At 71.4% G+C, this 22,797-nt stretch carries 16 protein-coding genes, 1 tRNA gene and 1 pseudogene; 13 read left to right on the top strand and 5 right to left on the bottom strand.

What is annotated here, in order from left to right; genetic code table 11:
* Positions 1–21: 21 nt before the first annotated feature.
* The 7 genes from RH94_RS08780 (at position 22) to RH94_RS08750 (ending at position 11,766) form a co-directional block, all read left to right on the top strand.
* The gene (locus tag RH94_RS08780) at positions 22–1,551 is read left to right on the top strand and encodes a DUF7059 domain-containing protein (protein ID WP_073947061.1); all 1,530 of its coding nucleotides are present in this window, start codon (positions 22–24) and stop codon (positions 1,549–1,551) included.
* Positions 1,552–1,758: 207 nt separating this feature from the next.
* Positions 1,759–1,956 (top strand): hypothetical protein, encoded by a 198-nt coding sequence (locus tag RH94_RS08775; protein ID WP_073947118.1) that lies wholly within the window; start codon positions 1,759–1,761, stop codon positions 1,954–1,956.
* A 248-nt stretch (positions 1,957–2,204) separates the two neighbouring features.
* Complete coding sequence (topA, locus tag RH94_RS08770) at positions 2,205–5,060, top strand: type I DNA topoisomerase (protein ID WP_073947060.1); 2,856 nt, start codon at positions 2,205–2,207, stop codon at positions 5,058–5,060.
* A gap of 145 nt (positions 5,061–5,205) precedes the next feature.
* On the top strand, positions 5,206–8,574 hold the full coding sequence (gene tmk, locus RH94_RS08765) for a dTMP kinase (RefSeq protein WP_073947059.1): 3,369 nt from the start codon (positions 5,206–5,208) through the stop codon (positions 8,572–8,574).
* 106 nt (positions 8,575–8,680) lie between these two features.
* A complete protein-coding gene (locus RH94_RS08760) occupies positions 8,681–9,886 on the top strand; it encodes a DNA polymerase III subunit delta' (RefSeq protein ID WP_073947058.1) in 1,206 nt (401 codons plus the stop codon).
* 94 nt (positions 9,887–9,980) lie between these two features.
* Positions 9,981–11,594: an alpha/beta hydrolase gene (locus RH94_RS08755; RefSeq protein WP_073947057.1), complete on the top strand. Its 1,614-nt coding sequence runs from the start codon at positions 9,981–9,983 to the stop codon at positions 11,592–11,594.
* Between the two features lie 98 nt (positions 11,595–11,692).
* Positions 11,693–11,766 (top strand) — tRNA-Thr (locus RH94_RS08750).
* Positions 11,767–11,895: 129 nt separating this feature from the next.
* On the opposite strand, the pseudogene RH94_RS08745 reads toward RH94_RS08750, so the two are convergent.
* Positions 11,896–13,533: pseudogene (locus RH94_RS08745) on the bottom strand (tyrosine-type recombinase/integrase).
* Positions 13,530–14,210, bottom strand: coding sequence for a helix-turn-helix domain-containing protein (locus RH94_RS08740; RefSeq protein ID WP_073947056.1), 681 nt, complete (start codon positions 14,208–14,210; stop codon positions 13,530–13,532). Before RH94_RS08740 ends, RH94_RS08745 begins: the two are co-directional and overlap by 4 nt.
* Before the next feature lie 94 nt (positions 14,211–14,304).
* Here RH94_RS08740 and RH94_RS08735 point away from each other — a divergent pair, with 94 nt between their 5' ends.
* The 6 genes from RH94_RS08735 (at position 14,305) to RH94_RS08710 (ending at position 20,453) form a co-directional block, all read left to right on the top strand.
* Entirely contained in the window at positions 14,305–14,535 is a 231-nt protein-coding gene (locus tag RH94_RS08735; RefSeq protein WP_073947055.1) for a hypothetical protein, read from the top strand.
* 215 nt (positions 14,536–14,750) lie between these two features.
* Complete coding sequence (locus RH94_RS08730) at positions 14,751–16,022, top strand: DUF3631 domain-containing protein (RefSeq protein ID WP_073947054.1); 1,272 nt, start codon at positions 14,751–14,753, stop codon at positions 16,020–16,022.
* A 416-nt stretch (positions 16,023–16,438) separates the two neighbouring features.
* On the top strand, positions 16,439–17,176 hold the full coding sequence (locus RH94_RS08725) for a DUF2637 domain-containing protein (protein WP_079188949.1): 738 nt from the start codon (positions 16,439–16,441) through the stop codon (positions 17,174–17,176).
* Positions 17,177–17,634: 458 nt separating this feature from the next.
* Positions 17,635–18,075 carry a MobC family plasmid mobilization relaxosome protein gene (locus tag RH94_RS08720; protein ID WP_234425631.1) on the top strand — a complete coding sequence of 147 codons (441 nt, stop codon included), beginning with the start codon at positions 17,635–17,637 and terminating at the stop codon, positions 18,073–18,075.
* On the top strand, positions 18,072–19,775 hold the full coding sequence (locus RH94_RS08715) for a relaxase/mobilization nuclease domain-containing protein (RefSeq protein WP_073947052.1): 1,704 nt from the start codon (positions 18,072–18,074) through the stop codon (positions 19,773–19,775). Before RH94_RS08720 ends, RH94_RS08715 begins: the two co-directional genes overlap by 4 nt.
* Before the next feature lie 153 nt (positions 19,776–19,928).
* Positions 19,929–20,453 (top strand): hypothetical protein, encoded by a 525-nt coding sequence (locus RH94_RS08710; RefSeq protein ID WP_143203978.1) that lies wholly within the window; start codon positions 19,929–19,931, stop codon positions 20,451–20,453.
* A 99-nt stretch (positions 20,454–20,552) separates the two neighbouring features.
* On the opposite strand, the gene RH94_RS08705 is transcribed toward RH94_RS08710, so the two are convergent.
* The 3 genes from RH94_RS08705 to RH94_RS08695 form a co-directional block, all read right to left on the bottom strand.
* On the bottom strand, positions 20,553–20,957 hold the full coding sequence (locus RH94_RS08705; protein ID WP_267893345.1) for an NUDIX hydrolase: 405 nt from the start codon (positions 20,955–20,957) through the stop codon (positions 20,553–20,555).
* Complete coding sequence (locus RH94_RS08700) at positions 20,954–21,952, bottom strand: hypothetical protein (RefSeq protein WP_199880902.1); 999 nt, start codon at positions 21,950–21,952, stop codon at positions 20,954–20,956. The genes RH94_RS08705 and RH94_RS08700 overlap by 4 nt, the downstream gene beginning before the upstream one ends.
* A partial coding sequence (locus tag RH94_RS08695; protein ID WP_234425630.1) for a glycosyltransferase occupies positions 21,946–22,797 on the bottom strand: 852 nt, incomplete at its 5' end. The genes RH94_RS08700 and RH94_RS08695, both read right to left, overlap by 7 nt.

Here is a 22,797-nt window from a genome sequence, read left to right as displayed (position 1 = left end):
GGGAGCCGACAGAATGGGGTCGTGAGTGACTCCAGCCTGCCCGCCCTGTCCGCCCTGCCCGCCGCCGACCGCCCGGACGTCGCCGCCCGGCTCCGGGACGCCCTGCTCGGCGCCTCCTTCACCGCCGACGGACTGCTCGAGCTGCTCGGCGCGCCCGCGTACGCGGCCCTGGCGCGCAGCGAGACCGTCCCCGCGATGCGGGCCACGCGCGGCGACACGCCGCTGGAGCTGCTGGTCCGGCTGTTCCTGCTGCAACAGCCCGTGCCGTACGCGCGCGTGGCGGACGTCCTGCCCGTCGAGGACTGCCTGGAGACCGGCTGGCTGGTGCGCGCCGGCGGGGACGAGCTCGCCGCGACCGTGGACGTACGGCCGTACGGCGGGCCCGACGGCGAGGACTGGTTCATCGTGTCCGACCTGGGCTGCGCGGTCGGCGGCGCGGGAGGCATCGGCAGCCGTCAGGAGGGCGTCGTCCTCGGCGTCGGGGGCGCCTCCACGACCCTGGCCGGCATCACGGTCCGTACGCCCGTCGGCTCCGCGCTCGACCTCGGCACCGGCTCCGGCATCCAGGCGCTGCACGCAGGCCGGCACGCCACGCGCGTGACCGCGACCGACGTCAACCCGCGCGCGCTGCACATCACCGCCCTGACGCTGGCGCTGTCCGGAGCGCCGGCCGCCGATCTGCGCCAGGGCTCGCTGTTCGAGCCGGTCCGCGACGGCGAGACGTTCGACCTGATCGTCTCCAACCCGCCCTTCGTGATCTCTCCCGGTGCCCGGCTGACGTACCGCGACGGAGGGATGGGCGGGGACGATCTGTGCCGCACGCTCGTTCAGCAGGCGGGGGAACGGCTGAACGAGGGCGGGTTCGCGCAGTTCCTCGCCAACTGGCAGCACGTGGAAGGGGAGGACTGGCAGGACAGGCTCAGGTCGTGGGTGCCCCGCGGGTGCGACGCGTGGATCGTCCAGCGCGAGGTGCAGGACGTCACGCAGTACGCCGAGCTGTGGCTCAGGGACGCCGGAGACCACCGCGCCGACCCGGCTCAGTACCAGGCGCGGTACGACGCCTGGCTGGAGGAGTTCGAGGCGCGCAAGGTCAAGGCCGTGGGCTTCGGCTGGATCACGCTGCGCCGGGCGTCCTCCGCGGTGCCCTCGATCACCGTGGAGGAGTGGCCGCACCCGGTCGAGCAGCCGCTCGGCGAGACCGTACGGGCGCACTTCGCCCGCCTCGACTACCTGCGGGACCACGACGACGCGGCCCTGCTCGACGACCGCTTCCGGCTGGTCCGCGAGGTCGTCCAGGAACAGGTCGGCCTGCCCGGCGCCGAGGACCCCGAGCACGTCGTGCTGCGCCAGAACCGCGGGATGCGCCGCGCCACCACCGTGGACACGGTCGGCGCGGGCTTCGCCGGCGTCTGTGACGGCACACTGAGCGCCGGCCGCATCCTGGACGCCATCGCCCAGCTGATGGGCGAGGACCCGGTCCTGCTCCGCGACCGCACGCCCGCCCAGGTCCGGCTGCTGGTGGAGCAGGGCTTCATCGAGCCGGCGGACTGACACCGGCCGACCGGTTTTCACTCCCGTCACTTTCTTTCTTCTTTTTTCTTCTTCGGCCAATTCCGGTCATGCGGCGCGTGGTGCGGGCGGCGGCGGACGGAACGCGCGGGCGCCCGTCCGCCCGGCGTTCACCGGAGGTTGGCGCGGCCGTCGCCCGTGGGTGCCAGCCTCCCGTACCGGGGCATCCGGGGACGGGAGGGGACGTACGTGGAGAGCGGGCCGGCGATCTTCGCAGGGGCGGTGTTCGCCCTGTTCGGGGCGGCATTGCTGGGGTGGACAGTGGTGCGGGTACGGCACCGGGAACCCGTCGCCCTCGGCGTCGGCCGGGCCGCCTCGGCGACCGTCGCGACCCTGCTCGCCCTCACCGCGCTGACCCTCGGCGCGTGGTGCTTCACGCGCGTGTGACAGTCGCCGCACCACCGTGTTTTCCGTAGCTGATTGATCACCCTCCGCATGATCCCGAAAGGGCTGGTGGGCACTCCGGGCGGCAGGAAGGGCAGAAGTCGGGTTACCGTTCGAGTGGCCGTTGCGAGCTTTTCCCGTTTGACACGGGGGCGGGATGTACCGTCACACTCCGCAGCGTCACCAGGATCCGACCCCCGGGAAATCAAGGCCCGGGGAGCCCCCAGCGTCGACCGGAGAGAAGAGCGAAGTTGTCCCCGACCAGCGAGACCGCACAGGGCGGCCGCCGACTCGTCATCGTCGAGTCGCCTGCCAAGGCGAAGACGATCAAGGGCTATCTCGGCCCCGGCTACGTCGTCGAAGCGAGTGTCGGGCACATCCGCGACCTTCCCACCGGCGCCGCGGAGGTTCCCGAGCAGTACACCGGCGAGGTCCGCCGCCTCGGTGTGGACGTAGAACACGACTTCCAGCCGATCTATGTCATCAACGCGGACAAGAAAGCCCAGGTCAAAAAGCTCAAGGACCTGCTGAAGGAATCCGACGAGCTCTTCCTCGCCACCGATGAGGACCGTGAGGGCGAGGCCATCGCCTGGCATCTGCAGGAAGTGCTCAAGCCGAAGATCCCGGTCAAGCGGATGGTCTTCCACGAGATCACCAAGGACGCCATCCGCGAGGCCGTCGCCAACCCGCGCCAGCTCAACCAGCGGCTGGTCGACGCCCAGGAGACCCGCCGCATCCTCGACCGCCTCTACGGCTACGAGGTCTCGCCGGTGCTGTGGAAGAAGGTCATGCCGCGCCTGTCGGCCGGCCGCGTCCAGTCGGTCGCGACCCGGCTCGTGGTCGAGCGGGAACGCGAGCGCATCGCGTTCCGCTCCGCCGAGTACTGGGACCTGACCGGCACCTTCTCCACCGGCCGCGCGGGCGATGCGAGCGACCCGTTGTCGCTGGTCGCACGCCTGCAGAGCGTCGACGGCCGGCGCGTCGCACAGGGCCGCGACTTCGACTCCCTGGGGCAGCTGAAGAGCGCCAACACCCTCCACCTCGACGAGGCCACCGCCCGCGCGCTGGCCGCCGCCCTGGAGAACACCCGCTTCTCCGTGCGGTCCGTCGAGTCCAAGCCGTACCGCCGCTCGCCGTACGCCCCGTTCCGTACGACGACGCTGCAGCAGGAGGCGAGCCGCAAGCTCGGCTTCGGCGCGAAGGCCACCATGCAGGTCGCGCAGAAGCTGTACGAGAACGGCTACATCACGTACATGCGTACGGACTCCACGACCCTGAGCGACACGGCGGTCGCCGCCGCCCGCGCCCAGGTCACGCACCTGTACGGCGCCGACTACCTGCCGCCGCAGCCGCGCACGTACGCCGGGAAGGTCAAGAACGCGCAGGAGGCGCATGAGGCGATCCGCCCCTCGGGTGATCGTTTCCGCACCCCCGCCGAGACGGGTCTGACCGGCGACCAGTTCAAGCTGTACGAGCTGATCTGGAAGCGGACGGTCGCCTCCCAGATGAAGGACGCGACCGGCAACAGCGTGACCGTGCGGATCGGCGGCACCGCGGCCGACGGCCGGGACGTCGAGTTCAGCGCGTCCGGCAAGACGATCACCTTCCACGGCTTCCTGAAGGCGTACGTCGAGGGTGCCGACGACCCGAACGCCGAGCTCGACGACCGCGAGCGCCGCCTGCCGCAGGTCGCCGAGGGCGACGCCCTGAGCGCCGAGGAGATCACGGTCGACGGGCACGCCACCAAGCCCCCGGCCCGCTACACCGAGGCCAGCCTGGTCAAGGAGCTCGAAGAGCGCGAGATCGGCCGTCCGTCGACGTACGCGTCGATCATCGGCACGATCCTCGACCGCGGCTACGTCTTCAAGAAGGGCACGGCCCTGGTGCCGTCCTTCCTGTCCTTCGCCGTGGTCAACCTCCTGGAGAAGCACTTCGGGCGGCTCGTCGACTACGACTTCACCGCCAAGATGGAGGACGACCTCGACCGCATCGCGCGCGGCGAGGCCCAGGCCGTGCCGTGGCTGAAGCGCTTCTACTTCGGTGAGGGCGCTGTCGAGGGCGCCGCCGCCGACGCCGGCAACGGCGACGGGGACCACCTCGGCGGTCTCAAGGAGCTGGTGACCGACCTGGGCGCCATCGACGCGCGCGAGGTGTCGTCGTTCCCCGTGGGCAACGACATCGTGCTGCGGGTCGGACGCTTCGGCCCCTACGTCGAGCGCGGCGAGAAGGGCACCGAGCAGTACCAGTCCAAGGACGTCCCGGAGGACCTGGCGCCCGACGAGCTGACGGTCGAGCTGGCCGAGGAGCTGCTGGCCAAGCCGAGCGGCGAGCGCGTGCTCGGGACCGACCCGGAGCCGCCGCACCACCCCATCGTGGCCAAGGACGGCCGCTACGGCCCCTACGTCACCGAGGTGCTCCCCGAGGGCACCCCGAAGACCGGCAAGAACGCGGTCAAGCCGCGCACGGCCTCGCTGTTCAAGTCGATGTCCCTGGACACGGTGACGCTGGACGACGCGCTGAGGCTCATGTCGCTGCCGCGTGTCGTCGGCACCGACGCCGACGGCCAGGAGATCACGGCGCAGAACGGCCGCTACGGCCCCTACCTGAAGAAGGGCACGGACTCGCGCTCGCTGCAGTCCGAGGACCAGCTCTTCACGATCACGCTGGAGGAGGCCCAGGCGATCTACGCCCAGCCCAAGCAGCGCGGTCGCGCGGCCGCCAAGCCGCCGCTGAAGGAGCTCGGCGCGGACCCGGTCAGCGGCAAGCCGGTCGTGGTCAAGGACGGCCGCTTCGGCCCGTACGTCACCGACGGCGAGACCAACGCGACCCTGCGCTCCGGCGACAGTGTCGAGGCGATCACCCCGGAGCGCGGTTTCGAGCTCCTCGCGGAGAAGCGCGCGAAGGGTCCGGCCAAGAAGACCGCGAAGAAGACGACGGCCAAGAAGACGACGGCCAAGAAGACGGCGTCCACGGCCGCGAAGAAGACCGCGGCGAAGAAGACCGCGGCGAAGAAGACGACCACCGCGAAGAAGACGGCCGCCAAGAAGACGACCGCCGCGAAGGCGACGGCTTCCGGGGCGACCGCCTCCGTGACGGCGGAGGACTGATCGCGGGCGACGCAGGACCGATCACGCGACGGATCCTTCACGATTCCTTTGCAAAGGGCACGCCCCGGCATCACTTTGGTGTCGGGGCGTGTGCACGTTCGGGTGGTCACCGTGTGCTGTCAGTACGTCCGGATAGGCTGAACGCATGACGCGAGCCGAGCAGCCAACGGCCCACACCGCCGCATCCGACGACGCCCTCGCAGCCGATTCCCGCGAGCGCGCCGTCCGCTCCCTGCTGCGCCGGCCGCAGCTGAGGCGACTGTGGAGCGCGCATCTGGCGGGGGGCGTCGGGGACGCCCTGGCGCTCCTGGTCCTGGTCGTCCTCGCCCTCCAGGCGGCGAGCGCCGCCGGCTCCTTCGGCGGGGGCTACCGGGGCGTGGCCTTCGCAGTGGCGACCGTCTTCGCCGTGCGCATCCTGGCGACCGTGCTCTTCGGCGCGGTCCTCCTCGGCCCGCTGACCGCGCTCACCTCCCAGGACGGTCCGCTCGACCGCCGCTGGACCATGGTCGGCACGGACGGCGTGCGCGCCGCCCTGCTGATCGTCGCGCCGCTGTGGATCGACTGGACGCCGGACGCCGCCCTGGCCTACCTCCTGGCCACCGTCTTCGTGACCGGGGTCGCCGAGCGCCTCTGGACGGTGTGCCGGGAGGGCGCGGCCCCCGCGCTGCTGCCCGCCCCGCCGCCGGAGGGCGCCACGGTGCGCCCGCTGCCCGACCACATGGACGCCCTGCGCCGCCTGTCACTGCGCACGGCCTTCCTGGCCATCCCGCTGGCGGCCGCCGTCCTGGTCGTCGCGTCCCTGCTCAACAACCTCCTGGGCACCGGCGTCGCCTGGTTCGACCAGCACCAGGCGGCCCTCGGCTCCTACGTCGCGGCCGGACTGTTCGCCGCGTCCCTGTCCGTGCTGACCTACCTGGAGCTGCCCGGCACGCGCACCCCGCGCCCGCGCTCGCCGCTGGAGGGGCTGCGCCGCCCGAGGACGGGCACCGGAGCCGACAAGGGCCGTACGGGGGCCGTTCCGCTGCTGGTGCTCGCCTGCGCGGCCGTCGCCGGGGCGATCGCCGCCGCGGTCGCCGTCTGCGTCCTGCACGCCACCGACCTGGGCGGCGGCCCGGTGCTGTACGGGCTGGCGGTACTCGCCCTGACCGGCGGGGTCGCCGCCGGCGTCCGTACGGCGCCCAGGGCACTGGTCTCGCTGTCGCGGCGCCGTCTGCTGGCCCTGGCGATCGCCCTCACCGGCATCGCCCTGCTCGCCGCCGGACTCGTCCCCGACGTCACCACCGTCCTGCTGATCCTCGTCCTGGCCGGCGTGAGCGCGGGCGTCGCCGCCAACACCGGGCACACCCTGCTCGACCAGGAGACCGAGGACTACCGCCGGCCGCGCATGACCGAGCACCTGCACGCGGTGGTACGGGTCTTCGTGGCGTTCGGCGCCGTGCTCGCCCCGGTGGTCGCGGCCGGGATCGGCCCGCACCGCCTGGAGAACGGCCGGTTCGTGTTCGCGCACGGCGGCGCCGCCTTCACGCTGATGCTGGTCGGCGCGCTGCTGCTGCCGGTGGCCGCGCTGGTGCTGGCCAAGGTCGACGACCGCTCCGGCGTACCGCTGCGGCAGGACCTCGTCGACGCCCTGCGCGGCGGCGACGACCCGGTGACGGCCCCCGCGGCCTCCGGTTTCTTCATCGCCATCGAGGGCGGCGACGGGGCGGGCAAGTCCACCCAGGCCGAGGCGCTCGCCGACTGGATCAGGTCCAAGGGACACGAGGTCGTCCTCACGCGCGAGCCGGGTGCCACACCCGTGGGCAAGCGGCTGCGCTCGATCCTGCTCGACGTGTCCTCTCAGGGCCTGTCCCACCGAGCGGAGGCGCTGCTGTACGCCGCCGACCGCGCGGAGCACGTCGACACGGTCGTACGGCCCGCGCTGGAGCGGGGCGCCGTGGTGATCACGGACCGGTACATCGACTCGTCGGTGGCCTACCAGGGCGCGGGCCGCGACCTGTCCCCGACCGAGATCGCGCGGATCTCCCGCTGGGCGACCAACGGGCTGGTACCGCACCTGACCGTCCTGCTGGACGTCTCCCCGGAGACGGCCCGCGAGCGGTTCACGGAGGCGCCCGACCGCCTGGAGTCGGAGCCCGCCGAGTTCCACGCGCGCGTGCGGGCCGGATTCCTGACGCTGGCCGCCGCCGACCCCGGCCGGTACCTCGTGGTGGACGCCGGGCAGGAGCCCGAAGCCGTCACCACGGTCGTCCGGCACCGGCTCGACCAGGTGCTGCCGCTGTCCGAGGCCGAGCTGAAGGCCCAGGAGGAGGCGCGCAGGAAGGCCGAGGAAGAGGCGCGCCGCAAGGCCGAGGAGGAGGCCCGCAGGAAGGCCGAGGAGGAGCGTCTGGAGCGCGAGCGCCAGGAGCAGCTCGCGCGGCTGCGCGCCGAGGAGGAGGAGCGCAAGCGGCGCGAGCTGGAGGAGGCGCAGCGGCGCGAGGCCGAACGGCAGGCCGAGGAGGCCCGGCAGCGCGCCGAGGAGGCCCGTCGCAGGGCGGAGGAGGAGCGGGCCCGGCTGCTCGCGGAGGAGCAGGCACGGGCGGAGGCCGAGGCGCGCCGCAAGGCCGAGGAGGAGGAGCGGCGGCGGCAGGCCGAGGAGGAGGCCCGGCTGCGCGCCGAGGCCGAGGCGCGGCGGCTGGAGAAGCAGCGCAAGGCCGAGGAGGCCCTGCTGCGGGCCGAGGAGGCCCGGCGGGCGGCGGAGCAGGCCGCGGCCACCGCGCAGGCGGGCCCGCGCAGGTCCACGGCCCCCGCGGCCGCGGCGGTGCCGCCGGAGGCGGCGACCGTGCCGACGCCGGTGGTGACGCCGACGAACGCGTCGGGCGGGCCGGCGGACGAGACGGCGGTGCTGCCGCCGGTGCGGGAGCGGTCGGGCGAGGGCTCGAGCGACAGCTCCCGTGAGGCCTCCCGGGGGTCCGGGAAGCGAGGGCCGCGGGCGGCCGGGGAGTCCGAGTCCGAGGTGACCGCGAAGCTGCCGCAGCCGCCGGTTCCGCCGGGGGCGGCCGACGAGACCGCCGTGCTGCCACCCGTCCCGCCGGGGGCCGCGGACGAGACCGCCGTGCTGCCACCCGTCCCGCCGGGGGCCGCGGACGAGACGGCCGTGCTGCCACCCGTCCCGCCGGGGGCCGCGGACGAGACCGCCGTGCTGCCGCCGGTGGGCTCCGGCGGAGCAGCCGCGGACGAGACCGCCGTGCTGCCTCCCGTACGGGACGACGACCCCGCGGACCGGGTTCCGCCCGGCTTCTTCCGGGACGAGCCGCCGACGGCCGCCCGGTTCGACGAGGGCGAGGACCGTACGCGGGAGCTGCCCCAGGTGGACGCCGAGAGCGTCGCCCGGCGACGGCCACGGCCGGACTGGGCCGAGGAGACCCCGCTCGACGATCTGCCGACACTGGCGGACGAACTGCTGGGGCCGCGCGAGGACGACGAGCGGCCGGACGACGGGTGGGACGGAGGCCGAGGGCGCGGCCGACGGCGCTGAGCCCCATGACGGGGGTGGGCGGAGGCCGCCCGCCCCCTCCGCTGTCAGTGCTCCCCCGCACAATGGATCTCGCACCACGAACCATGACGAAAGGGCGGCGTGACCCATGAGCGTGTGGGACGACCTCGTCGGGCAGGAGAAGGTCAGCGAGCAGCTCGGCGCCGCTGCCCGGGACGCCGATGCCCTGGTCACCGCGGCCGCCGCCGACGCGCCGCCGCCGGAGGCGTCGAAGATGACGCACGCGTGGCTGTTCACGGGACCTCCCGGCGCCGGGACCACGCAGACGGCGCGCGCCTTCGCCGCCGCGCTGCAGTGCGTGAGCCCCGACCGCGCCCTGGGCGGAGCCCCCGGCTGCGGCTTCTGCGACGGCTGCCATACGACGCTGGTCGGCACGCACGCGGACGTCACCACGGTGGCGGCCGTCGGCACACAGATCCTGGCCGAGGACATGCGGGACACCGTCCGCAAGTCGTTCACCTCCCCGGCGAACGGCCGCTGGCAGGTGATCCTCGTCGAGGACGCCGAGCGGTTGAACGAGAAGTCCGCCAACGCCGTCCTGAAGGCCGTCGAGGAACCGGCCCCGCGCACGGTCTGGCTGCTGTGCGCCCCCTCGATCGAGGACGTCCTGCCCACGATCCGCTCCCGCTGCCGCCACATGAACCTACGCACGCCTTCGGTGGACGCCGTGGCCGACATGCTCGTACGCCGCGAGGGCGTCGCACCCGATGTCGCGGCCGCCGCCGCCCGCGCCACCCAGGGCCACGTCGACCGGGCCCGCCGTCTGGCCGCCGACCCGGCCGCGCGCGAACGCCGCGCCGCCGTCCTGAAGCTCCCGCTGCGCCTCGGCGAGATCGGGGGCTGCCTCAAGGCGGCCCAGGAGCTGGTCGACGCGGCCGCCGACGACGCCAAGGCGCTCGCCGAGGAGATGGACGTCAAGGAGACCGAGGAGCTGAAGGCGGCGCTGGGCGCGGCGCAGGGCGGTCGGCTGCCCCGGGGCACGGCGGGCGTGATGAAGGACCTGGAGGACAAGCAGAAGCGCCGCCGCACCCGCACCCAGCGCGACAGCCTCGACCTCGCCCTGACCGACCTCACCAGCTTCTACCGCGACGTCCTGGCCCTGCAGCTCGGCTCCCGCGTGGCGATCGCCAACGCGGACGTCGAGGACACCCTGGAGCGGATCGCCCGCGACGGCTCCCCGGAGTCCACCCTGCGCCGCATAGAGGCGATCGCGGCCTGCCGCGACGCCCTGGACCGCAACGTGGCCCCGCTCCTGGCGGTGGAGGCGATGACGATGGCCCTGAGGGCGGGCTGACGAGAGGACGCAGCCGAGGCCGCCGACGTCACTCGTACGAGGCATATTGCACACGAAGGGCAATTAGTCGATAACGGAGCATTACTCTCGCTTGATGCACATCAGGCGCGCCCTACGTCCAACCCGCCGTCCGAACAGCCGTAACCCCCGCACCCGCACGGCCCGAACCCTGCTGGCGGCGGCCACCGCGCTGCTGCTGACCTCGGCCTGCTCCTCCGGGGGCGAGCAGCACCGGACCGTCCCCGCGGCGGAGGCGGTACTGGCCCCGCTGCCCTCGTCCACGCCGTCCGCCCTGTCGTCGTACTACGGGCAGAAGCTGACCTGGCGGGACTGCGGGGTGCCCGGCTTCGAGTGCGCCACGATGAAGGCGCCGCTCGACTACGAACGGCCCGGCGCGGGCGACGTCAGGCTGGCCGTCGCACGCAAGAAGGCGACCGGCCCGGGCAAGCGCCTCGGCTCCCTCCTGGTGAACCCGGGCGGACCGGGCGGCTCGGCCATCGCCTTCCTGCAGCAGTACGCCGGTGTCGGCTACCCGGCGCAGGTCCGTGCCCGCTACGACATGGTCGCGATGGATCCGCGCGGCGTCGCCCGCAGCGAGCCGGTCGAGTGCCTGGACGACCGGGCCATGGACACGCACACGCAGACGGACGTCACGCCCGACGACCGCAAGGAGACGGACGCGCTCGTCGAGGCGCACCGCAAGTTCGCGGAGGGCTGCGGTGCCCGCGCCCCCCGTCTGCTCCGGCACGTCTCCACCACCGAGGCGGCACGGGACATGGACATCCTGCGGGCCGTGCTGGGCGACAGCAGGCTGAACTACGTGGGCGCGTCGTACGGGACGTTCCTCGGGGCGACGTACGCCGGCCTGTTCCCCGGCCGCGCGGGCCGCCTCGTCCTGGACGGCGCGATGGACCCGACCCTGTCCTCGCGCCAGATGAACCTGGACCAGACGGCGGGCTTCGAGACGGCGTTCCAGTCGTTCGCGAAGGACTGCGTACGGCAGAGCGACTGCCCGCTCGGCGGCCGTGGCACGACACCGCGGCAGGTCGGCGACCACCTCGCGGCCTTCTTCCGCAAGCTCGACGCCCATCCCATCCCCGCCGGCGACGCGGACGGCCGCCGCCTCGGCGAGGCGCTGGCCACCACCGGGGTGATCGCGGCGATGTACGACAAGTCGGCCTGGCCGCGGCTGCGCGAGGCGCTGACCTCGGCGATGAAGGAGAACGACGGCGCCGGCCTGCTCGTGCTGTCCGACAGCTACTACGAACGCGGCGCCGACGGCCGCTACAGCAACCTGATGTACGCCAACGCCGCCGTGAACTGCCTGGACCTCCCACCCGCCTTCGCCACCCGAGAGCAGGTGGAGGAATCCCTCCCCGCCTTCGAGAAGACCTCCCCGGTCTTCGGCCGCGGCCTCGCCTGGGCCTCCCTGAACTGCGCGTACTGGCCGGTCAAGGCCATTGCCGAACCACACCGCATCGAGGCCAGGGGCGCCGCCCCCATCGTGGTCGTCGGCACCACCCGCGACCCGGCCACCCCCTACCGCTGGGCCCAGTCCCTCTCCCGCCAGCTCTCCTCGGCCCGCCTCCTCACCTACGACGGCGACGGCCACACCGCCTACGGCCGCGGCAGCGGCTGCATCGACTCCACGATCAACGCCTACCTCCTGGACGGCACCCCACCACCGAACGGCAAGCGCTGCGGCTGACCTCCACGCCCCCGGGGTGCCCGGGGGCGTGTACGAAGCACCCCCGGAAACTGTGTAGACTTACCGACGTTGCCGATCGCACCATGGTGCGGCAGCGCGCCGCTTTAGCTCAGATGGCCAGAGCAACGCACTCGTAATGCGTAGGTCTCGGGTTCGAATCCCGAAAGCGGCTCGGTAAAAGGCCAGGTCACATAGCCCGTGACCTGGCCTTTTGTGTTACTCGGGGCGTGACGCGTCACACGGCCGGGGTGCCGTGAAGTGGCTTGCGTGAGCGATGCGTGAGCGGAAGGGCTGAGACGCCTTACTGGGCGGGCTTCTCCCGCTTGGCTTTCTGGCCCTTCTTCTTGCCCTCGGGCTGCGCCTTTTTGGCGCGCTTCGCCTTCTTCGCGGTCTTGCGAGCCTTCTTCGCCTCTGCCTTGCGCCTGGCCTCCTCCGCCTCCGCCTTCCGCTGGAGGGGGACCAGCTTGGCGGTGGCCTCGGCGGCATTCTTGCCGACGTGGGGGAGGACGCTCTGGTAGATGTCCCGCGTGATCCGGGTGTCGCTGTGCCCGAGCGTGTCGGAGACGATCTTCACGTCGATGCTGGCGGCGAGCATGAGTGTGGCTGCGCCGTGGCGGAGGTCGTGCAGCCGAATGGGCGGGAGGTCGGAGGCCGCGACGAGCCGCTCGAAGAGATCGGTGACCTTGCCGGGGTGCAGCCAGGAGCCGTCCTCCTGCGTGAAGACGAGCCCGGTCTCGACCCAGGCCGACCCCCACTCCGCGCGGTCCGCCTCCTGCTGCTTGCGGTGCCGCTCCAGCACGCCGACCGTGTCGTCATCGAGGGCGACGACGCGGAAGCCGCTGTCCGTCTTCGGCTCGGACGCCTCGACCTCCCAGCCGTCCTGGATGAGCTGCCCGGTCACCGTGAGGGCATGCCGGTCGAGGTTGGTCTCCGACCACGGCTGACCGCATGCCTCACCACGGCGCAGACCGCGGAACGCGATCAGGTGCCACATCGCGTACAGCCGGTGCTCGGCGACGAAGTCGAGGAAGGCGCCGGTCTGTTCCGGCGTCCAGACCATGACGGGGGAGGGCTTCTCGCCGGTCTGCCGCCACCTGGCGACCCGCTCGTCCGTCCACACTAGAGCCTTCGGCTTGCGGACGGGGTCGATCTCGACATGGGTCGCCGGGTTGAACGTGACGATCTGCTGGCCGATCGCGTCGTTCAGGGCCGCGCGGAGCGTGGCCTTGATGTGCTGGCGGGTGGCAGGGCCGGTGACGCGGCGGAAGGGCGGCATGGCGTCGATCGCCGCCTTCATGGCCTTGCGGCGGGCACGGTTCTCCGCGCCCTTCCACGGCACGGTCGCCAACTCCTCGATGGCGGCACGCCGCTGGGCGTTCTGCTCCAGGATCTCGGCGTTGGCGTCGGTGATGGCGGTGAACATCTCGCTGAGGTGGCTGACCCGGAGCCGGTCGAGCCGGCGGTCGCCGATGTGGGGCTTGAGGTGTACGCGGACATCGGTCTCGTAGCGGCTGATGCCCGACTTCCGGATGCGCTTGCCCGCGAGCCACTGGTCCAGCCACTCGGCCACGGTCAGGCTGCCGATGAGGTCCTGGCCGGCCTTGAGGCGCCGCCTGGTCTCTTCGACGTCGGGAATGGGCAGCTTCTCGCCGCTGACCTCGGTCAGCATCTCGGCAATCAGCTGGGTGCCCTCGGGGTCGTCCGCATCGGCGAGTCCGAGGAGGGCGCGTACGTGGTCGAGATCGGCCTAGGCGGCCTTGCGGCTGCTGTATCCGCCGCGGGCGAACGAACGCCGGCTCCCGTCTTCGCGGGGCGGCAGCTCCTGGCGTATGGAGTAGGTGCAGTGGTTCCTGCTGTTGCGCTTCGGGCAGGCGGAGCCGAGTTCCTTGCCGGTCTTCGGGTCGCGGCAGGAGCAGCGGCGGTAGGTGGAGCCCTTCAAAGGCGTTCCTCCAGTGTGGTGTCGGGTTCGGATTCGGGCGGGTCGACGTCACCCAGCGCGGGGGGCAGGTCTGGCGGGGTGGCTCCCTCGTCGCGGAGTTCTCGGCGCAGGTAGCGGAGGTTGTACTTCGCGGAGACGGCCTGATCGGCGTACTCGGCCCGCTTGCGTTCGGCTTCTTCTTGCTGAGCGCGGCTGGTTGCCGTCTTGGCGGCGAACCGTGCTCGTTCCTCCTCTTCGAGCGCGGCGAGTGCAGTGCGTACGAGGCTGGCGTGCAGCTCGAAGTCAGGGACCAGCCCCGCGTCGTAGCCGGGCACGTCCTCCTCGCCGGTGAAGCGTCGAAGGGCCTCCCAGGTGGGGACAAGGCCCTGAAATGGGAGCTCCTGGGTCTCTTCGACGTATCCGACCGGGAAGATCAGGCAGACCGGGTACGTCTCCAGGGCCGCGGCCAGGACCATGACGTCCACGAGGGGAAGGCTGGCCCTGCGCCCGGACTCCATGTTGGCGATCACATTGCGCGGGATCGGGTGCCCGAGCCGCTCGCACTCGTCCGCCAAGTCCTGCGCGCTCCACCCCATCTCCTTCCTTCTCCGCCGGACTTCGCCGGCCACGTTGGCCTTGATTCGATCCGCCCACTCCGGGACGTCGTCCTCTTCATCATGGAAATCTGGTTGTGTCATGTAGACACATTAACTTGGCCATCATGGTTGGTAGGTGCCTGGAGCCGGACGTGATGGGCACGTTCGCCGAGGGCTGTACCGAGAGGGGCGCTGCATGCGCGAGAGTGCGATGGCCGACCAGCCGAGGGGGATGAGCCGGGAAGAGCTGCTGGCCCTTCCGGCCGCCGTTGACCTGGAGACAGGCAACCGGGCTCTGGGACTCGGGTGGAGCAAGGGCTATGAGCTGGCCAAGCGGGGCGAGTACCCGTGCAAGGTCCTGCGCCTGGGCAAGGCGTACCGCGTGGTGACCGCGGACCTGCTGCACCTGCTGGGGCTGGCGGCGTGAAGGTGAGGCAAGGTAGCAGAAGGTTCTGCGCTGAGCTGACACAGAAACGCTGGACTGTGTCAGGAGGTGGACGTACTGTCCGTGTTCCCTCAAAGAGCAGAGCGGGCCTCCGGCGCGGCAACGCCGGAGGCCCCAGCAACCCCAAATGGCCCGCGAAGAACCAACCCGGCGGCCGGGGCGCGCAAGCCCGCAGCCGCCACACGAGGAGCTGCCCTGTGGAACATACGGCACCCGACCCCTATCCCGATTCCGACAAGCTCCCTTGGCCGCCGACCGCCGTGCCCGGCAGCCCTGGCCACTACGCGTCGGAGAACGCTGCGTCGACTCCCAGCACCAAGACGGATCCGGCCGAGGAAGCGGCCATGGATCCTGAGCCGACACACGGCTCGACACTGCTGGACGAACTGTGCTCGCAGATAGCGAAGTTCGTGATCCTTCCCTCGCCGGAGGCGCTGGACGCGGTCACGCTGTGGGTGGCGGCGACGCACCTGCAGCCCGCGTGGCAGCACGCGCCGCGCCTGGCGGTGGTGGGGCCGGCGAAGCGGTGCGGCAAGTCGCGGCTGCTGGACGTGCTGACCGAGACGGTCCACGAGCCGATGCTCACCATCAACACCACCCCGGCGGCGGTCTTCCGCTCGATCACCGACGAGCCGCCCACCCTCCTGGTGGACGAGGCGGACACCATCTTCGGCACGCCGAAGCAGGCGGAGAAGAACGAGGAGATGCGCGGCCTGCTCAATGCCGGCCACCAGCGCAACCGGTACGTCACGCGGGTCGTCGGCAACGACCACACCCCGCACCGCTTCGCCACCTTCGCCATGGCCGCCCTCGCGGGAATCGGTGACCTGCCCGACACGATCATGGATCGGTCGGTCGTGATCCGCATGCGCCGCCGGGCAGAGGGCGAGCACGTCAAGCCCTTCCGCTCACGCCGCGACATCCCGGCCCTCCACGCCCTGCGCGACCGCATCGCCGCCTGGGCCAGGCCGCTGCTGGACGAGGCGGCGGACCTGGAACCGGACATGCCGGTGGAAGACCGCGCCGCCGACACCTGGGAGCCCCTGGTCATCGTCGCCGACCTCGCCGCCGGGCCCTGGCCCCGCCGCGCCCGCGAGGCGTGTGCGCGGATGGTGGCCGCCGAGATCGAGGCGGAGGAGGATCAGCCCGGTGGGGCCCGCATCCTGGCGGACATCCGCAGGGTCTTCGTCGCCCAACGGGAGGTCGACAGCCTCTCCACCGACGAGCTGCTGCACCACCTGCGGCAGAACGCTGAGAGTCCGTGGGCGGAATGGGGTCGCAACGGGCTGACCGCGCGCGACCTTGCAGGGATGCTGCGGCAGTTCGACATCAAGCCGGGCAACGTCCGCCTCGCCGACGGAACCCAGCGCAAGGGATACATGCGCAACAAGTTCCTCGACGCATGGCGGCGCTACTGCCCCACCGTCCACCCTGTGGACGCCGAGCCCGACGTTCCCATCGCAGGCTGAGTCCCCGCATCCCCGAGCGGCCGTCCCTGCCGTCCCTGCCGTGATCTCGCAGGTCAAACGGTATGCAGACAAGACGCCAGCCGGGGACAAGACGGCAACGCGATCACGACCATCGCACTGCCCCTGCCAGGACGCTGCCCGAATCCGTCTTGTGTCGTCCCGGGCGTCCCCACCGTATCGCCGCAGGTCAGGGCCTGCCGGTCGGGACGGCGCGGCGTGACAGCGCCGTCCCGACCGACACGGGGACACGACTTCAGGTACGGCAGGCCGAGGCCCTGCCGTACCTGCCCTGACCTGCACTTGCAACGGCCAGGACGGCAAAGACGGATCACACCACCACCCCAGGAGGAACCCGCTTGACCCACCTCTCCACACGCACCCACCGGAGCCACCACCGCGGCGAAGGGCGGCCGACGATGACCAAGCAGGCCGCTGAACGGTACGCGCTCGTCGCGGCCGGAGCCGTCATCGTGGCTCTCACCGTCGGCGGGTTCTGGTTGTCGTACGCGCATCTCGCCGAGGTCGCCGGACAACACGGGCTGGGCAGTTCTCCAGCTCGCCGCTGGGCCTGGCCAGCGACCCTGGACGCGTTCATCGTCGCGGGCGAACTCCTCATGCTCCGCGCGGGCCTGCGCCGGGTCACCGACGGGTGGGCGATTGCCCTTACGGCCACCGGATCGGTCGGCTCCATCGCGCTCAACGTGGCCGGGGTCAGCGGCGCAGGTAGCGCCGGTGCTGTCCCCCTGCTCGACTATGTGGTCGCTGCTGTTCCGCCGACTGCCGCGCTGCTGGCCTTCGGTGTCCTGATGCGGCAGATCCACCAGCTCGTCGATCGACCGGTCGACCATCCGGACACCCCTTCCCCAAAGCTCGCCGACCCGCTGGCTGCTACGTCCACCCAGCCGCCGGAACCACAGGTCCGGGTTCCGGAGAGCAAGCCACGAGGTGGCCGTCCGGCCGGTGCCACGGTCGAGCAGCTCGCGGAGATTGGTCGGATCGCCGCTGTCGAGAAGGGGAGGCTCACACGGGAAATCGTCCGCAAGGCCGTACAGGACAAGGGGCTGACGGTCAGCGGCAAGCGGCTGACCGAGGTGATGGGCATCCTCCGGCCGGAATTCGAAGCCGACGCGGACACAGGTCCGGACAACGATTGACCGCCCTACCCGGTGGGTGACCGGAACCCCTCCGGTCACCGCCAGCCGGACGCTTCCCCACTCGCCGCACCCCTGTCCACACCTGTGGACGACGCGCTCCCACTCCGGCAGACCTCCCACCCGCAGTCTGCCTGCCCTGCCTGCCCCAATTGGAGAGCCACCAGTGACGCACGACTCGCACCACTCCGACCACACTCCCGACAAGCCGCTGCCTCTGACGAACTCCCCTACGCTGCTGAAACGCTTGCGGCGCGCTTTTGGACGGGCTACTCCCGGCGGAGCCAGTAGTACCCCGAGTCCGACTCCAGGCCGGTCTTCGGGGATCTCCGCCCCGGGGGTGGCGGAGACGGCCCAGCGTCAGGGGGCGCCGGGCCAGGAGGTCGAGACCGAGGGCGGCCCCGACCTGGACCATCTTCATACCGTCCAGCAGCAGATGCTCCGCCCCGCACCCCCCCACCGTGCCAGCCGCTGGCGAGCGAGCCGTGCAGAGCGTCCAGCCGACGATCCGCCGGTTCACCGGCACCAAACGGACCGTTCGCGTCGGCCCCCTGCGGTTCACCGGAGACGAGCACGGCGAGCTCCAGGAGGCTGCCGCCGAGCACGGTTACAAGGGCGAATCCGGCTTCGCCGCCGACATCGTCCTCGCCTTCGTATCCGGCCGGTTCACCGCGAACCTGCCGCTGTCCGAGGACCGCCGCCGCACCCACATGTTCCGCGCCCAGGTACTGCGCGAGCTCAACCGCATCGGCGTCAACGTCAACCAGATCGCCCGCGCGCTCAACAGCAACCTCACCCCGCCCGACATCCGCCTGCGCCTCGACGAGCTGCACCGCCTGCTGGAGCTGATCGCCGAGGCCCTGCGCGAACCGGCGGACCCCAGGAAGGACCAGACCGCGTGATCGCCGCCATCAAACCGGCCGGATCCAACACCCGCGGCCTGCTCGCCTACCTCTACGGCCCCGGCCGGCACGACGAGCACACCGACCCGCACCTCGTCGCCGGCTTCGCCATGCTCGGCATGCCCGACCCCGGCCGCGACCAGGACGCCACCCTCACTCAGCTCGCCCGCCACCTCGACGAGCCCGTACGGCTCCGCAACAGCGAGTTCGGCAAGAAGGTCACCGACCACGTCTGGCACTGCCCCGTCCGCACCGCCCCCGAGGACCGCCACCTCTCCGACGCCGAGTGGGCCGACATCGCCCGGCGCATCGTGGAAGCTGCCGGCATCGCCCCCACCGGAGACGACCTCGGCTGCCGCTGGATCGCCGTCCGCCACGCCGACGACCACATCCACATCCTCGCCACCACCGTCCGTGAGGACGGCCGCCGCCCCAAGCTCCACGACAGCGGCATCCGGGTGGGCGACGCCTGCCGCCAGATCGAGAAGGACTACGGCCTGCGCCGGCTGAAGAAGGGCGACCGCACAGCCACCCGTCGGCCCACCCAGGCAGAGATGCACAAGGCCCAGCGCCTCGGCTGGCAGCAGACCAGCCGCGAATGGCTCCAAGACCGCATCCGCGCCGCCATCCCCCACGCGAGCAGCGCCGAGGAACTCCTCGCCTACCTTCAAGCCGATGGCATCGCGGTCAAACCCCGCCGCGGACCGTCCGGCGACCTCCTCGGCTACGCCGTCGGCCGCCCCGGCGACCTCGACAAGGACGGCGAACAGATCTTCCACCCCGGCGGAAAGATCGCCCCGGACCTGAGCCTGCCCAAACTCCAGGCACGCCTGGAAACAACCGTGCCGGAGGAGCACCCGACCGCCCGCCGCAACCGCCCCACCACCCCCTGGCACCAGGCCACCGACGCCCTCCACACCAACATGGACGACGACACCCACGCCCAGGCCCACATCACCGCGCTCGGCGAACTACTCGAAGCCACCGCCCAGAAAGCCCCCGCCCACCTCCAGGCAGAACTGCGAGCGGCATCAAAGGCGTTCGCCCGCGCCCAACGCTCCCAGATCCGCGCCGAGAACCAGGCCGCCCACACCCTGCGCAAGGCCGCCCGCGACATCGCCCACACCGCCACCGGCCCCGACGGCAGCGCCCTGGCCGCCCTGCTCACCGCCCTCGTCTGGGCCACGATCGTCGCCGCCCGCTGGCACGAAGCGAAGCACCACGCCCACCAGACCGAAGCCGCCCACCAGGCCCTCCACCACCTGAAGACCGCCGCCGACCACGTCCTCGCACCCGTCCTCGGCACCCTCGCCGCCCGTCAGCCGAACGAGCAGGCGCGCCGGACCCTCGCCCACGACGTACGGGCCGCCATCCCCGACCACGCCGACCGCATCCTCACCGACCCCGCCTGGCTGGCCCTCGCCACCGTCCTCGCCGACGCCGAAGCCCGCGGCCACCAACCCCACCGGCTCCTCAAGGAAGCAGCCGCCCAACGCGAACTCACCACCGCTTGCCAGCCCGCCCGCGTCCTGATCACCCGCATCCAGCACACCAGCCGAAACCCCATACCCAACCGCCGAGCTCAGGCTGCCCGCCGCCGCACCACCACGCGGATATCTGCAATCGGCATCGGGGCGTACCCGACACAGCCGGCCACGCTGCCGGATACCGTGGTCCTGGCCAACCGTCCCCGGCTGTAAGGAGGCGGGCTCGGCCCTCGAACCGGTGCGTAAACTCCTTCCGGCGGTCATGCATGGGCTTCTCCCGCCATCTCGGCTCAGAAACCGCACGATGGTTGACCAGGACAGCTCTTTTCCACGGCCGCTCGGTACGCCGTGACTACGCTGCCCGTCATGCATGAAGTCGAATACCGGAGCAGCGGCGTTCCGTTGGAGGAATACGAACTCACCCGCAGGGACCACCGTCGTCAGAAGCAGAGCGAGGAGAGCCGCCAGTGGGCCCGGCGACAGGTTGATGAGGACAACGCCAAATGCCGGGCAGACCCGGCGATGGCGGAGCGTCGGCGCCAGGCATTCGAGGGAGCATGGAAGCTGCTCCAGTCCTTCAAGAAGCAGGACCACGAGATCATGCGGTGGCGTGTCCGGCTGTACTGCGGCCACATCATCGAGACTGAGGCGCACTACACGTACACCGACCCCCTCTCCGCGGGGGCATCCAGTAAACGATGCCCTGAGTGCGGGACAGACGGTTCAACGATCGTGGCCTTCGAACCCATTGGACTGCGCGCCGAGCCACCTGAACCAACGGAACCGACACCTCCGCCGCCCCCGAAGAAGCCGACACGAGCCGAGCTCGAACGGCGCGTTAAGGCCCTGGAGAAGGAGAACGAACGCCTTCGCACGAAGCTCAGCGGCTGAAAGTGGACCCGCTCCGAGATCAACTGATCTACAGCGCCCCATGGCCCTCTTCGCCGCCCATGACAGCGATGCGGACATGGCCCCTGGTCCCAGAGTCAGTCAGGAGAGCAGGACCGCGTCCAGGTACTTCTGTACTGGCTCGAACAGCCCATACGGCACGTACTGCGGAATCTCGCTGTGGGCGACCCAAGCGAGCTCGGCCAATTCCTCGGTGTCCGCGACGTGGGCAGTGCCGCCCACTACCTCGCAGGTTGCGTACGACATCAGCCGGCCCGTCTTCGGGTGAACCCGTTCGCCGAGCAGCTTCACGGCGACCACGTCCAGGCCAGTCTCCTCCTGGGTCTCCCGCACAGCGGCGTCATCGCGCGCTTCCCCGGGATCGACCTCTCCGGCCGGAAACTGCCAGGAGAGCTGGCCCTCGCTGACCCGGCGCCGCACCATGAGCACGCGTCCCTCGTGCGTCACGATGGCTGCGACGATGGGCCGTTGGCTCTCTTCCCTCACCTGCGTACCTCTTCCTCGATGGCGCAAGCGATCTGAGGCCACGGAGCACGTAGGGCACCGAAGAGTGACCAGTAGTCGTGCGCATCGCGAACTACGGCGCTGACGCCGAGGCGTACCGTTTCGGGGTCGATCGTGCCTATGACCCGCCGGGTGACTCCCCCGGCCCCGCGGGGCGCGGGGTTGATCCCGTTGCCAAGGAGGAGCGTGGCCGTGCGGATGGCGTCCAGCGTGGTGGGGGGTGCCGCGCAGGCGAAGTCTCCGTAGATCAGCTCATGCCAGCGCTGCTGGGTGCGTGCCCAGGCGAGGCGTTCCAGGCCGGTTCCCAGGTCTACGGCCATGCGGGTCGGGTCCTTGGCATGCCACAGCAGGACGATGTCGCCGAGGTCGAGCCCGAGGTGGCGGAAGTGCAGTGTGATGCCCGCGACCTCGCGTCGGCGCCAGGGGGTGAGGGTCCCGTGGACGCTCAGGTGGCTGGCGTGGAAACCGAGTTGGGAGAGGACGGAGAACCAGCCGTCGAGAATTGCGCCGTACTCGTCGAGCCCTCCTACAGGTTGGACGCGGGAGATGTTGACGAAGGAGGTCAGGAAGCCATCACGGAGGTCGCCGGAGGTGTCGCGTTCACCGGTGAAGCGGACGACCGGCTGGGGGAGGAAGCCCTGGCGGTACGTCTGGGGTCTTCCGTCCTTGAGGAGCGGGTCGAGGGCCTGGATCGCTGAGATGGTCAGTTCCGTGTCGCGCCCCCAGCGGAGAGGAAGACAGTTGTCGCGTGGAGCGCCGACGTGAGCGAAGGCGGTCTCCAGGCTGTGGAGGAGTTCGCTCCAGGAGGGAAGCCGACAGGGCGGGCGGTACGGGGTGCCTCGCCGCTGATGCCGGATGTCGACGTGGGGGCCGTCAATGGTGAACTCCCACCGCGGGTGGGCTAACGCGGTACGGAGTACCGAGGGTATCCGCGAGGCCAGCGCGTCTCCGGTGGTACGAGCTGTGCCGGTCAGCACGGCCGTGACGCCATCGCCAGGAAGTGCCGGGCGGGGTCGAAGCGGTGCCGGCCGATCTCCTGAACCCGTCGGTGGTCGAGGAGCTCCGCCTGCTCGATGGCGCGCGCGAGTCGCTGGGCCGCGGTCTCGCCGTCCTCGTCCGAGTCGGCCACGGTGATGGCGCCGGTCTGGCCGCAGAGGGCCGCTTCGGCGCAGGTGCCCGCGCGCCAGGTGAGCGCGGCCATGGGGGTACCGGCGCGGAGGGACTCGCCGAAGACGGCGGCGCCGGCTTCCACGTACGTGCGGGCGTAGGTGTAGACGAATACGGAGGCGTCGCGGATGGCGGCCGTCTTGGCCGGCCCCCCGAGTTCGCCGATCCACTCGACGTGGTCCGCGCTGAAGAGGCGGGCGTGGCTCTGGACGTAGTCGTGGTCGAAGACCGGGCCGACGACGCGGATGCGGCGGCCGAGGATCTGGGCGGCGCGGACCGCCAGGTGGGGGGCCTTCTCAGCGTCGACGCGGCCGAGCCAGACGAGGTCCCGTCCGGCGACCGCCGGCGGTTCCTCCTCGTTGAGGCCGAGGTGTACGGCCAGCTCGGGGAACGGCCGGTGGTCCGCGTACCGCTCGATCATCTCGGGCGAGTAGCAGTACAGCCGGGAGCGCCTGCCGTCGAAGGCGGTGGCGGTGTGCTGGAAGACCGGGGAGTGCTGGAAGGTGGCGACGTCGCAGTCCAGCGCGTTCCAGACGCGGGTCCAGGCGGGCAACGAGGGGTACTCGTGCCCGACGACCAGGAGGTCGTACCCCGTGTCGCGGACGTCGCGCTCGGCGAGCGATCCGGGGGTGATGTCCTCCAGGCGGACCGGCTT

The sequence above is a fragment of the Streptomyces kebangsaanensis genome, from assembly GCF_001906585.1.
Classification (GTDB): Bacteria; Actinomycetota; Actinomycetes; order Streptomycetales; family Streptomycetaceae; genus Streptomyces; species Streptomyces kebangsaanensis.
This window is presented reverse-complemented; position numbering and strand designations above follow the sequence as displayed.